Source organism: Arthrobacter sp. B0316-5-4 (genome assembly GCF_059090325.1).
In genome coordinates this window covers 18,085-31,473 of sequence record NZ_JBNHFN010000009.1, presented here as the reverse complement: position 1 = coordinate 31,473, position 13,389 = coordinate 18,085, and the positions used below count along the sequence as shown (strand labels likewise).

Sequence of the window (13,389 nt, the reverse complement as noted above, 5' to 3'; positions counted from 1 at the left end):
ACCGGGGCCGGCCCCCAGACCCCAGGGTTCGCTGTCAGGGTGGACCCGGCTTTGGCCGTGCCCGTGATCGTCGGCACCGGCGCCGGCGACAACACCGTAGCCGGTAAGGTAAGCGCTCGAGCGTTATGGGGTGCTGACGTAGGTAAGGAAGCAGCATGTGCATCGACGCCGGTCCCCGCCGTAAACGCAGCCATAACTAAAAGTGAGGCCAGCGTCCTAGCAGTTAGCCTCCAGTGCCCCCACCCAAAGCGCCGATTGGTACTAGACCCAAAGATGACAGCCATAAAGCTTCCCCAACGGCTAGGTCGCAATCACGGTCCCGACTAACACGCGATTCTGCTTAGCTGTATCTAACCTTGGATGTGCAGCGTTACACGTGCATTTGGCGGGAAAAGTTGATTTGTGACAGGGCGCCGTTTGTAATGCATGCCGGATTTTCTGTTGCCACCATGAGTTGCCAACACCCATACGGACAATTGTCATAGGATGCAGCCTCGGGAGTTCTCGAAGCTGCATCCACCTCCGTGCCTTTGACGCCGATAACCGATCTTATGTAAAGTTGATTGCTTCATTGTTCCACTATTAGCCTCAGCTTTGGCGTCCTTGAGTGCCCGGATCGGCGCCGATGGCTACTGTCGCCTTGAGTGATCGCAGCATCGCTTGAACCTGTACGTATTCCCTCGATGACGTGTAGGCCTTAGCTTCGGTCATCGTCTCGAAGTACCGGTCGGCAGCGAAAACAATCGGGCGAACAGGGCTACTGCTTGACGGAACATTAATGCCTGCACCGGTGGTGAAGTGGAAGGGATCTTCCGACGGGGTTGTGGAAGGGATGCCTATTACTCCTACAGTCAGCCGAACGTTACCCTGCCACCTGTTCGCCTCCTGAAGATCTCGTCTTGAAGTAAGGTCCATGGCTTTGGTTTGAACTGAATACGGTTTGTTCCCGAGCATTCCCTGACCAGGGATTTCTCCAAGGTAGCTAACAGCCACCTCCCCGCACACTCCCTCGCACGGGTACGCCGTGAGCTGCGGCTGCACGTATAGGGAGGCAAGTCCCAGCCCCGCTTCATCAGAGATCACGAAGGGCCCCCCTTCCTGGTTGCTTTGAGCAGTATTTGCCACGGTCCACGTTGCGGGATAGTCAAAGGAGAAGGCCACGTCAAACTCCACGCCGTTGAAGGACGCGCTAGGAGACGTCGGAACGGGGTCACTCATTCTCGGCGACGGCGACTCGGTGTCCGGCGCTGCCGATCTTTTCGTGGGACTTTCGGAGGGCGCCGACTCGGGCCCTGCAGTACAGGCTGTCAGAGTCGAAGTTAGCGCCAAACAGAAGAGCACTACCTTCATCGTCACGGGCACCCGTCCACTTCCTCGTACAGTCACAGCGCCTCTTCCGCAAACCGTCCGTTCTAGCCTTTGAATAGCATCTACCCACTCAGGACTTCTCGGCATAACCGCCACGCGTGACAGCCAAGGTTGCGGCGCTCCACATTCTGGGTCCCTCAATGCAGATGCCGGCCAACTGTCCAGTCTCGAAGGGCTCATTCGTCCTCCAACCCTGAACGTCACCGCACTCCCCCACCGCTGCGTCGAATCGCCACATAATGGACGTTATGACAAGTAAAGCGCCTCAAGTATCCGCTGGATGCCGGCAGAACAACAAGCCGCGACACGTAGAGTTCTTATCGACTCCATGCACCCCCAAACCGCGTCTCACCGCGCTCGGTATACAGGCTCCAAGTCAATAGCACTTCGCGCCCGTCGCTTGCCGCAGGAATTTACTTCAACGAGGCTCCCGGGGCCTGCGCGCGCCCACGGCTTGTTCAACACCCCACCCCTACCACTCGGCTAATGTCCTATTTCTGTAGTAATCTAAAGCTATGGACTCGATGTGAGGCATAAAAGAAAAGTTGGGGACACGTGGACACTACATCTGTTAGCGCAAGTGCAAAGGCGACATTCGGCAGCCTGGCCGGGCAGTTGCCACCAATTATCAGCGAGGCCATGAACACAGCCCATGAGTTGGCGCTGAAGGCCCACCTCTCGGGCGAGATGGATCGACACGATACTTACGGTCACACCCTCAAAGTAAAAATGCACGAGGTGCTCGCCGAGGCGGTCCGGCACGTGCCCGGTGTAATCATGAGGAAACCCGCAGGCGGGCGCTTTCCGTTGCCCGTTATACAAGAAACAGCCGTCGCACTCCTCCCTCTCCGTTACTCAACTGACAGGAAAGAATCACGCGAAAGCGCCAAGATCAATCTGTCGGAGTTGCGCCGTTCGTTGCTGGCCTTGGTCACTCCCTCAGCCACAAAATCACTGCAGCTCAGCATCGAGGACGCCATGGCGGACGATTTCGATATGGATGCTCATTTCCGGGAGATGGATGACATCGATGAACAGCTTGCTGCCTTCGGTCGCGTGGTGACGATTGGTTTCGGAAGCAACCCGAGCGCGGGGCTCTGGGGACTCGGCTGGGGAGACCTTCGCCTTGCAGAAACGGGTCACAAAACAACATGGGAATCGTGGAATGACCTCCCCGACCCCGTTCCCGGGGGGCTGAGCAGTAGTCCGACAGTGGAGCTTCGCTTGGTTGATACCGTAAAGCCCGTCTACTTTGACCAGACTGACGAGGCCGACGAGCTTGAACTTTCTCCACGAGGTCCCTCCACGGACTCGGATGAAGAATCAGCGTCGACCCGGGCCTCAGGAGATTCCGCAACCTAATGAGAGTTACCGACACTTCCCATTTTGGGCTCGGACGTCTGTCTCCATCGGACGTGTCAATGGCATTCGACCCACGCAGACTGGTTCAAGCACGACAACTTGCCGGCTTGACCAAGACAACCGTCGCAAAGGAGATAGGCGTCTCCCCTATGGCAGTGGGGCATTGGGAGACGGGAACGAACCCTCCCAGACCTGACCACATCGGGGCGTTGTCGTCGCTGCTGGATGTTCCCGTAGCATTCCTTGCAACGGGCAGGCCTCATACTCCTGTGGCTGAATCCGATGCCCACTTCCGCAGTTTGCGACGTACTCCCACGCATCAGCGGAAGAAGGCGACTTCCTATGTCGAGCAGGTATGGGAACTAGCGCTCGTGTTGGAGAAACATGTGCGACTCCCCCAGATCGATCTTCCGGGATACGACAACGGCGAAGTCACTCCAGTTGACAGCCGCCCCGCTGAAGCGGCACAAATGCTTCGCAAAGAGTGGGGATTAGGCAGGGGGCCGATTCCGCGTGTTGTCAGGACGATGGAAAAACATGGCATTGTCGTAACTTTGTCAGAATTCGCAGGTGACGCCACGCCTACGATCGACGCTTTCTCCACTTCGCGTTTACCCCGTCCCGTTGTCGTCCTAACACCCGAGCGCGCCCGCGACGTATATCGGCATCGCTTCACTGCAGCGCACGAGCTCGGCCATCTCATCCTTCACGGAGATGCGCCCCCCGGCGACCTCAAGCTCGAAAAGGAAGCGGATGAGTTCGCAGCTGAGTTCTTAACCCCGGCCGCTGAGATATCTCAACTCCTGCCCACCCGGCTCAACCTTCGGGTCCTGGATGCTTTAAGCAAGGAATGGGGAGTCTCGATAGAGAGCCTCATATATCGATGCAGAGAGCTGGGAACCATCTCGGAGGCGGCCTATAGACGGGCCTTCCAACGACTCAATCAGCTCCGAAAAGTAGACCTTTTCGTTCATAGTCCAGTCCACCAGCATCCCGGTGAAATCCCGACGATGCTCCAAAGTGCTCAGCGAATCGCCTCTGAAAACGGAATAAGCCTGATTTCCTTGGCAGATGAACTTGCAATCAAGCCTTCCAGAGTGAGAATGCTCCTGGGGCAGGTAGATGAACGACCTCAACTTCGAATTGTGTAGAGGCCCGACTACCGTCTCGCAGCCGCTACGCTCTTCGTGTCAGCTGTCCTTCTGGGTGCATCCTCACAGTTCTTCTCGAGATGGTCCGAGACATCCCCTCTCCAAGGGAAAAGAGCATAACCCTGTGTCTCTTCCCCGCAGTGCAGTCGGTTCAGGAGACACCCAGAAGTCCAGCTAGCGCTCCTGAGGTTAGCCAGTATTTCGCACTATCTCCCAAATCCTCCAGGATCAGTAGTCGCCGTCGCTAAACGCTGGCATCTAAAGCAGTCAGACCTCCTAAAGCCCGGGTGGCCTGCCTGTTTTTCTGGATACCCCAACTGGCCAGTCGACAGCCAGAGGGGGCGAAACGTGCTGGGGCCACCGAATATTTTCGGTGGCCCCAGCTTTTCTACAGGTATCTGGGTCCCTAGACCAAAAAGCTGCGCGGCTACCACTTGGACATCCTGGACCAGCACGCCCAGGGGTGAAGGGGTTCCAGGCTCGAAAGTCAGGCCGGCCTTCTACTCATGTACCCACGGCGCCAACTGGCCCAGGACAGGGCTTGGGTCTTCCGCTTCTGTCGTCCAGTTGACCGCGGAATCAAGAACTGGCCACGACCAGCGAATGCCTTGGGTTTCTTCATTGTCACCGAAGACGTGTGCTCTGTGCAGCCGGCGCTGCCCCGTCAAAAATTGGGCATGGCGGGAGGTAAAGTCTGAGCCGGGCTGCATATGAGCATCCAGCAAGGTGACCAGTGATTCGTCATCTCGGCGACCTAGAATGACGCGGCCGCGAAGTCCGCTGCGATTTGATCCGGAGCAGAGCCGTACCGGATAGCCCCGTCATCAAGACTTTCAACCTCCTTCGGACGGAAACAAAAGCCAGACAGCCTGAGAGTGTAGCCCTCATCCGAAACTCCACCGCCCCGGCAACCTCATTACCTCCTTGAACCCAGAAGACGCCGGACGCGGTTCTGTGCTCAGAAACGACATCGTCAGTCATTGCGCTCGTTCGCAATGGGATTGCCGGCCACGCCGCTCTGGTTCTTCTTTGGCTTCTTAGCGCCCGCCCAACTAGGACCGTGAGCAGCCAACTCAGTCTCGCCGCCGTGGTCGCCACGAAGTGTCGACTTCGTAGCCGCCGTCTGCGTGCCGGCGGATTGGGGCGATGCGTTCGGGCATTTCGGAGCGCAGCTTCACGAATAGCGGGCCTGACATCTCGTTGAGTGAGCTGTTATAGAAATAGATATCCGGGTAGTGGGTTAGTAACGCGTAGACCATATGTGTGGCCCACCCTTGGCGGTGGTATTCGTCCGGGACTCCGACGCCCTGAAACTTTCCGACGCGGTTCCTGATGATCACAAAGTCAAGGTAGGCGCTCGTTGTGCTCTCTCCGAAAATGCCGGAGCGCGTTCCGTGCAGCTGGGGACGCGGCACGAGTCGGCCCTGAACAAGATTGGGGTCTGATTCTCTGGGGACGGTCAGCGTGAAGGACCTTGGGCCGCGGCGAATGACAATACGTCGTTTGCTCCGCAGCTCCCACCACGCATTACTAATACTCCTGAAGGGTGTCCACACAGCGCCCCCTACCGGCTATGTCCTGGGTCGCGATGCTTCGCGTCGAAGTCCCAGGCTCGGCCAGCTCCTGGGGTTGTTTCTCCTCGAATTTGGTGATCACAAGCCGAGTTGGTGGTCGATGGTCTCGCGCACAGATTGCAGGGCCGGGGATTCGAACCCTTCGGGAAGCAATGAGATCCTATGAAGTTTGGTTGCTGCATCTTGGGCGCTCCCGTCATAGTTTCGGTCTATTTCCCGGACCTTAAGAAGCCCGAACCATTCAAGTGTCTTGCGTGCTGCTGAGAAGGGATCGCGGTGAATCCCGTAGTTTCTCAGTCTCACGTCTGCGGGGATTGCTACTTCGCCTGGGAGGATATCCGGGTCCTCTCCTAATGCTGTGAGGGTACCCCGGCGGCATGCTATAGCCAGAAGAAGGACGATTTCGGAGTCTTCCAGCACATGGAGCCATCCTTGGGTAATGAATCCAACCGGCAGGGTGAAGTAGTCCTCATTTTTTAAGGGAACTATGTAGGGAAGCGGGTCTCCGTTTCGTTGCCATCCCGATTCGTCCAGGAGACTGAACCCCTCGTACCTGCCCCTTTTCCCGGGCATGCCGGGGAGATGCACCAGTTTCGCTTCCTCAAGAGTGTCCAGAGCAGTAGCCAGTGTTCTGGCCTTCTTATCGCGTATCGCCGAGCTGGACTTTCCCCGCCCGGTTTGAACCGCTGAGGTGGCCACCAGGTCGCTCCATCCCCATTCCCGCGAGAAAGTTGTCAGTGGTATGTCCAATAGGGCTCTGCGGCCGGGACGATTTCTGATCTGTGCATAAGCCAGAGCCGTGAGGTACATGCGCAAGGCTGCTCCCTTGCTTGAGAGGATCATCGTGGCCGGAGGCCGAAAAGCGCGTTTTGGTGCGGTCCGGTCCGACACATCCTCTTCGGAGATTGGTTTCTCAAGATAGGAAAAATGAGTTCGTACTCGCAGCCCTTCCGTTAGCAAGAGCCCTGGTGCCCCGAAGTGATCAATCAGAGCATCAGTTGCGTTGTCGGCTGACGTCCCGAACTGGCCATATAGTCGGGTCCGGCGTGCCTGAAAGGTACTGCTCTCCTTGGCGCTGAGGCCGCGGGACCGATCTAAGTCGATCTCTTTCATGCGTACCATCGGACTTGGTTGGGCCCTTTCAAGCTGAACGTGTAAACCGGCCAGGGGACCCTTGAGTCATCTTCAGAATCTGAGTTAACTTTCTGGCGGGTTTACCCGTAGTTCCAGTGTAGTGGAAGTATCCGGCCAGTCCTGTTGAACTTCTCAGGTACAACACGCGCTATTCAGATGAAGGTGAGCATGTCCAAGCAATCTCGGGCCGGGGGGCCTGTCAGCCGTGGAGGCATCTGGACTGATCGGTCCAGCCTCCTGCTGACTGTCGCACCGACGACGTTGGCCGGTATTGCTACAGCATTCATGGGGTGGGCACAGCTCGATGGTGGGCTGGCCACCTTTCTTCGGTCTGCGGCGATCATTGCAGGGGCGGTGGCCACGGCTTTGCTGGTCATCAAGGCAGTCCGGGAGGACAAAGAGAAGAAGTCCGCTACCGATGCCAGATACGAGACCATGAAAGAGCTGAGGAACAAGCTTGGCCCTGCTTTGGATTTGATGGCTGAACTTGCTTCAGTAGATCCGGCAGATTCCAGCCGTGAGGTGCTGCATGAAAGCTTGAAGACCATCGCCACACATTGCTGCAGCGCGCTGGGCGCCATGATGCCAGCTAGCACCGATGTGCGGGCCATCGTATATGCCGTGAAGGAACCGAATGAGCTGTACCCCTTGGCCCGACTAGGACGCAATGACGTCCCTCGCACGTTCTCCTTTGACAAGTCTGACGGCGCTGAGATTCTGACATATCTTTCGGGAAGCTCACCAGAAGGGGAGCTCTACACCGACACCTCTGCCGAAGCTCCTGAGCACTATAAGGGTGACCAGGCGCGGTACCGAACTTTTATCCGCGCCCCCATTTGGTCGAGCGGAGCAATTTTCGGCATGGTGGCCGTTGATGCCCCTAAGGCTGGCTCGCTGTCCAAAGGCGACGTCTTCCTTGCCGAGTTAATCGCAGCTGAACTCGCACCAGCGTTTGCAATAGCGGCTGCGGTCGGACGCAGCTAAAAGTCAACCTAACGGCCTACACTGTAGGCATGAGCAATCAAGTCGAAGTAACTCCAGGGGGCGTCGGCTTCATCCGGACGACAGCCAAGAAGGCAATCCCGGACGCTCCGCTTGCGCTGAAGACCGCCCGTCGCCGTTCATGGCTGGTACGACGAGACCTCACAGCTGGTCGCCATTCTAAAGTCGAACCGGCTCAGGGCACCCGCAAGAAGGCTTAGCCCGGCCTCTTTGTCGCTGCCACACTTGCAGTGCAAAGTTCAGCGACCAGCGGCGGGCTGGCATTACTCGTCGGTGCAACCGCGAGGTTATTGAAGGTTCCGTGTGTTTCCTTGCCGTGGCGCGCGGACCAGAGCCCCTCGTCAGACAGCGCCGGTAATGGAGATAAGACAAGCGAACGAATGACGGCTTCCGCAGTGTGAAGTCAACGCCGGGACTTGATCATCTTCCTTCTCCCCCTAAGCAGTAAACTGCGGCCGCGATGTCACTACACCAAAGAAGACGTTCCGGTTCGAATCTGGACGCGTGCCCTGATAGTGGCCTTTGACCGAACCCTCAAGCTACAGACGCACTAGGCGTAGACTCGGGAGGAAATCGGCCCCTCCCGACTCAGTGCCTAACATCGTGTGATCCCCGGTTCTGCGCTTGGGCCGGAAGGCTGCGGTCTCCCCCGCCTTCCGGGGCGGAATCAGATACAGTCGCTCAATGAGCGGCGCCGATAACCTTCAGATCGTCAACAGAATGCCCGTATGCAAGGGCAAGTACTGGTCCCCGACCTATGAGGGCTCGTCCGATTTCGTGAAGTCATGGTGGCGGGAAAATTACGGGAGCGAGCCGCCGGCCGAGGAACACTGGGTGTCGTTTTTGCTCCGCGACCGGGAAGTCGCGCGCTGCAAGTACGTCGTGACGGGTGCTGATACGCACCCTGTTCTTGGCGACTTCCCGCACGGGCAACTCGACATCCTCGCGTTCGAGGTCGCTGTCTCCATGCGTCGGAAGGGGATTGGCCGCATGGCAGTGCAGGCGATCCGAGACCAGAACCCGATGCCGCGCATGACTGCCCTGAACGATGACGCCGAATCAAGGAAATTCTGGGATGGGCTTGGCTGGATCAGGCACGAGTCACCTTACGCCTCCCTGAGGGGCGGGGAACGCGTGACCTACTCGGCGCCATGATCCGTAACGGCTAGAGTTCGCGGCCGTGGTTCTGCTGGTTCTGGCGTGCCTGGGCCGCTGCGCGTTCGGCTTGCTGTTTGGCGGCTTCCTTCTGTTCGGCCGTTTGCTCGGTTTGCGGCTGTGCTTGCTGCTGCGCCGCGAGCCGTGCAGCGTTCCGCTCGGCCGTGATCTTCTCCAACCGGCTGCGGAGACGGGGCTTTTCCGTCTGCTCGGGCGTGATGGCAGCCGGCTCCTGGACGTTGGCCTGCCGGTCCGCATTGGTTGCACGCTGCGCGGGTGATTCGGGAGCGTGAGTGTCCTTGCTGCGCTCGACCGCACGCAGAGCGTCCAGCGTCCGGTTTTCGTCGGTGGCGCGTTCGGGCAGGGCATGTGAGCGCTTGGAGACGGTCACTGCCTGGTCGTGGAGTTGCTGGCCGATCTCTTCGTTTCTGAACCGTTCTGGCACTGGTGTGGCCTCCGTTTCGGGAACGTTGTAGCGGGCACGGAACATTTCGATGCTTGCAGCGGTGTCGCGCCATTGCTCGGCGGCGTCGGGGCGAGTCGGGACGGGTCCGAGTTTCTGTGCCCATTCCGGTGGCGTGGCCGCCAGCAGGTGGCCGCGTTCGTCGAACCGGGCTGCGAGGACTTCGCGGCGTGCTGTCAGTTCTTCTTTCCATGGCTGGGGCAGGTACGGGCTTGTCGCCGCGCGTGACGGGGCGAGCCATTCCGGGAGCCGGTCCGGTGCCTGCACCGCGGCGACGGGACGTGGTGTGAGGGTGCGGAGGCGTTCCTCAGCCCGGGCGCGGGCAGCGATCGTCTCGTGGCCCCACGCACGCTGGGTGTTGGCACCGGCAGCGGGGTTCTGCCCGTGAACGCTGCGGCCGCCGCGTTCGGCGGTTTCGGCCGTGCGCTGTGATTCCTTGAGCTGCTGGGTGCGGATCCGGTGTTCGTCCTGGAGCGCGCGCAGCTGCTGGTGGCCGCGGCGGGCCTGTGCCGGGTCGTTGATGGATGAGGTTTCCCTCGCGGTGAAGCGGGTGGTGAAGATCCGGCGTTCAAGCTCGGCGTCGGTGAGGTTGCCATGCCGGCGGTTGGTCCAGTGGTCAGCTGGTTTCGGGCCATGTGCTGCAGCTGCTTCGCGGGCAGCCCGGGCACCGGCCTCGGCTTCGGCGCGAAGGGTGGCCAGCTGCTCATCGGAGAGTCCCTGCAGGGGCCGTTCCCCTGCTTGGGCGATCAGTTCCGGGGCCTTGTCCACGATCTTTTCAACGCGCCAGGCGAGCACGGCGGAAAGGTCATCGGCGGTCTCGAACTCGCGTTCACCAGCTGCGGTGCGCAGCAGCCCGGCAGGGTCCCATCCGCCCTGTTCGGCATTGTCCAGGTGGGTGGCCACCGCTCCCCAGGACTCGGCGTTGATGAACTTCTCTGCATCCGGTCCAAGGATTTCCCGGGCCATAGCGGCCATGCGCAGGGTGTTGGCTTCTTCGGTGACGTAGCGGTACTGATCGGCAAGGGTCAGGGGCGAGTTGATGCGTTCGTATTCGGTGGCCATGGCCTCGTGTGCGGAGGAGTCCTGGCTGTGGTTCCCGGCGATAGCGGCCAGAACACTGTCGCGGTCTTCGCCTTCCTCGACGGCGACGAACAGCACGTTTTCGTCCCGGCCACGCGTTGCGGCGACGTAGCCGTTCTCACGCGTGGTGGAGGCATCAAGGATGGGGATACCAGCATCGCGGGTCATGCCCTGGGCGCGGTGGGTGGTCAGGGCGTAGCCAAGGTGGACGTGCTCTGCGACGTACTCTGCAGGGAGCCGGATAGTCCCGCCGTGCTCGAGGTGACTGACCGACAGGGACCCGTCCTCATGGGCTTGTTCGACGGTCCAGAGGTCGCCATTTTTTACGACGTCCCGGCCTCGCTTGACCTTCATCTGGGAGTCGTTCAGACGGGTCACTACGTGGTCCCCGGCCCATGCGTGGGAGCCGTCACGCAGCTGCACGGACGTCCCGGTGCCGGCTACTTCTCCGGTCTCGATCCGGTAGGCCTGGGCACGTTCGGAGAGGCGTTGGGAGCTTTCGTTGGTCGGTGCCATCATCACCGCGGCGTCGCCCTGGTTCAGGCGGCTCTGCCACAACCCGAAAGCCAGGCCTTCAACGGTTTCGATACTTCCGGCCTGGACGCGTCCGTTGTCTTTATACCAAGCGAAGGGGTCAGCTTCGTGCTCGCTGGGTGTGCGTAGAAGCAGGGACGCTTCTGCTTCTTCGGGGCTGTGGAACCGGTGAATGGTCTCCAGTTCGGTCGCGCCGACTTCGTTGATCAGCAGCCGTAGCGCACCGCCGGCCTGGACAGCGGAGAGCTGCCGGTCATCACCAATGAGCCGGACGAGTCCGCCGCCGGCTTCCACTGCCCGCACGACGTCGGCGAGTTTGCCGGTGCCCTGCATACCGGCTTCATCGACGATCACGAGGGTGCCCGGTGTGACCGTGAAAGCCTCGTTGGGGCTGAGCAGGAACTTGTCCGTTGTCACCGCGGTGATGCCGAGTTGTTCGCCCAGGTTCGCTGCAGCCACGGCGGACGGTGCAAGGCCGATGACCCTGCCGCCGGCATGGGTGATCGCGGCCCGGACCAAGCCCATGGAACTGGATTTACCGGTACCGGCAGCTCCGATGCCGACACTGAGGAGTTTCGATGAGGTGGCGAACTCGCGTGCCAGTTCGATCTGTCCGGCGTCCAGCGGGTGGGGCTTCTCACCGGTGGCCACGGCGAGGTTATATGCCTCCACGGCGGCGTCGAAGTCCTGCATGGATGCTGCCGGGATGACGTCTTTCTTACCGGCCCGCAGCAGTGCGTTTTCGTCTTCGAGGATCTTCGTGGACGTGTACCGGGTATCGGTGCGGTGGTTGAAGTCAGCTGTTCCGGCGTTCCTGGTGAGTGCTTCGAACCGGCCGTGAACATGGTCCGGGGTGATACGGACGGAGGCGGTGCTGAGGCTGTGGGAGACCACTTGTTCCACGGTGCCTGCCGGGACAGGGCCGTGTTCGACGGCGTATTCGCGTGCCCAACGGTTGGCTTCGGCCATGACGTTCTGCGCCGTCCAGGTGGAGCGTTTGTCAGAAACAGCGGCGACGATCTGACGCGCTGTGGCGTCAATATCAATGTCAGTGACGGCAGGGCGGAGTGCCCGGGACCGGGCACCGGTAATCCGTCCCAAGTCTTTCTCCGTGAACAGGGTTGCGGCTTCCTGCCGCCATGCCTTGGCCTGTTCAGCGAGAGTCTTGGGCTTCTCTTTGTCGGGCCGCGTGTCCAGTGTTGCGGCCTGCGCGAGCTTGATCAGGGCGGCTTGGTCGGGGCTGTGGCCGTGCTGTTCTTCATATGCCTGTCGTAGTTCGGTCAGGCTCGAACGGATCCCTGCGCTGCGCTTGGAAAACAGCGCGTTCAGTTCCCGCGGAACGGACTCAACTTCCATGACGGGCTGCTTGGAGCCGTTGACGGTGCGGGCTTCGAACTGAACACCGTGCTCTTCAAGATAGGCCTGAATCTGGGTGTTGTAGTGCTCCGAGACGGCCACGGCAGAGCGGTGGAGCAGCTTGCCGTCGATGGTCTTCCAGTTCCCTTGAAGGTCCTGAACCTTGTTGGAGACCACAAGGTGGGTGTGCAGGTTCGGATCTCCCAGGCGGGAATCGTGGTGCCGGAATGCCGTTGCCGTCACACCGCCTTTGACGGAGGTCTGGGCGATGCCGTTGGTCCCCAACCGGGTGGCCAGGGCGTGGGTTTCCAGATACTCCACGGACTTTTTGAGAGCGGCTTGGTGGGCTTCTTCGACGAGACGACGGGTATCACCGTCGCCCAGAGCCCACAGTACGGAGATGCTCTTCACGGGGGTGAAGGTCAGGTCGTAACCGGCCACGGCGTTCTGCTGGGGTCGCAGCTGCGCGGTGATGTACTTGCCCAGTTCTTCCTTGGAAGCGGGCGGGCGTCCGTGTCCTTCACGGAACATCACAGCCCCTGCTGTGGCCCGTATACGGTGCCGTTCCGCTGCCGTGGGCTTGCGGCCCTCCATACGTTCGAAGTCGCTCTCACGGACGCTTATGGCCTTCGCCAGGGCGTTGTCCTTGGGACCGTAATCGTAGTAACGGCGGCCCAGTTTCGCCTCGGCCTGGGCGGCCTTCTCGGCGGCTTTGGCAGAGAGACCGTCCGCCCTCTTGGCAGCCAGAATGGCTTCGTACTCCGGGTGCTTGCCCTGCCCAAAGAGGTTGGCCATTTGGGCTTCGGTGACGTTCCCCGAGACGCCGAGTGCTTCGGCTCCGCGTCCAAGCCACTGGCCCGGTGGCAGTCCCTGCACGGTGTAGTAGTCGCCCAACTGGCGATCACCTGCGCGCAGCTCATCACCGCTGGCGGTCTCCTGCGTGTAGTACAGGTAACCGGTGCCAGCACTGAGAACGTGCAGCGACATCATGGCCCGATTCTAGCGGAATCGGCCTCATTTATTCGAAATGCAAGAGGTGTGACTGAATTTGGCGTTTTGAGCTTGATGCGAGCTAGCGAGTATCGGTTCGAAAAACGTCGGATTGAGTCCATCATTCTGATGCGAGTATCCATATGAAAAGCGGCAGCTTTGATTGTTGATACTCGCTGGCAGGGGTTATACACAGCTCGACAACAAACAGAGGTTCCAT

7 protein-coding genes are annotated in these 13,389 nt (G+C 59.9%); 5 read left to right on the top strand and 2 right to left on the bottom strand.

Annotation, left to right across the window (positions count from 1 at the left end):
• Positions 1–2,007: 2,007 nt before the first annotated feature.
• Together AC5RU9_RS20895 and AC5RU9_RS20890 are read left to right on the top strand one after the other, a co-directional pair.
• Positions 2,008–2,730: a hypothetical protein gene (locus AC5RU9_RS20895; RefSeq protein WP_494018008.1), complete on the top strand. Its 723-nt coding sequence runs from the start codon at positions 2,008–2,010 to the stop codon at positions 2,728–2,730.
• On the top strand, positions 2,730–3,881 hold the full coding sequence (locus AC5RU9_RS20890) for an XRE family transcriptional regulator (RefSeq protein WP_494018007.1): 1,152 nt from the start codon (positions 2,730–2,732) through the stop codon (positions 3,879–3,881). The genes AC5RU9_RS20895 and AC5RU9_RS20890 overlap by 1 nt, the downstream gene beginning before the upstream one ends.
• 1,652 nt (positions 3,882–5,533) lie before the next feature.
• On the opposite strand, the gene AC5RU9_RS20885 is transcribed toward AC5RU9_RS20890, so the two are convergent.
• Positions 5,534–6,568 carry a hypothetical protein gene (locus AC5RU9_RS20885; RefSeq protein WP_494018006.1) on the bottom strand — a complete coding sequence of 345 codons (1,035 nt, stop codon included), beginning with the start codon at positions 6,566–6,568 and terminating at the stop codon, positions 5,534–5,536.
• Between the two features lie 189 nt (positions 6,569–6,757).
• Between AC5RU9_RS20885 and AC5RU9_RS20880 the strand changes: the two genes are divergently transcribed.
• The 3 genes from AC5RU9_RS20880 (at position 6,758) to AC5RU9_RS20870 (ending at position 8,746) form a co-directional block, all read left to right on the top strand.
• Positions 6,758–7,573, top strand: a complete 816-nt coding sequence (locus AC5RU9_RS20880; protein WP_494018005.1) for a hypothetical protein — start codon at positions 6,758–6,760, stop codon at positions 7,571–7,573.
• 29 nt (positions 7,574–7,602) lie between these two features.
• On the top strand, positions 7,603–7,791 hold the full coding sequence (locus AC5RU9_RS20875) for a hypothetical protein (protein ID WP_494018004.1): 189 nt from the start codon (positions 7,603–7,605) through the stop codon (positions 7,789–7,791).
• A gap of 484 nt (positions 7,792–8,275) precedes the next feature.
• Entirely contained in the window at positions 8,276–8,746 is a 471-nt protein-coding gene (locus AC5RU9_RS20870) for a hypothetical protein (RefSeq protein ID WP_494018003.1), read from the top strand.
• A 10-nt stretch (positions 8,747–8,756) separates the two neighbouring features.
• On the opposite strand, the gene mobF is transcribed toward AC5RU9_RS20870, so the two are convergent.
• Positions 8,757–13,169 carry a MobF family relaxase gene (gene mobF, locus AC5RU9_RS20865; protein ID WP_494018002.1) on the bottom strand — a complete coding sequence of 1,471 codons (4,413 nt, stop codon included), beginning with the start codon at positions 13,167–13,169 and terminating at the stop codon, positions 8,757–8,759.
• Between the last annotated feature and the right edge of the window lie 220 nt (positions 13,170–13,389).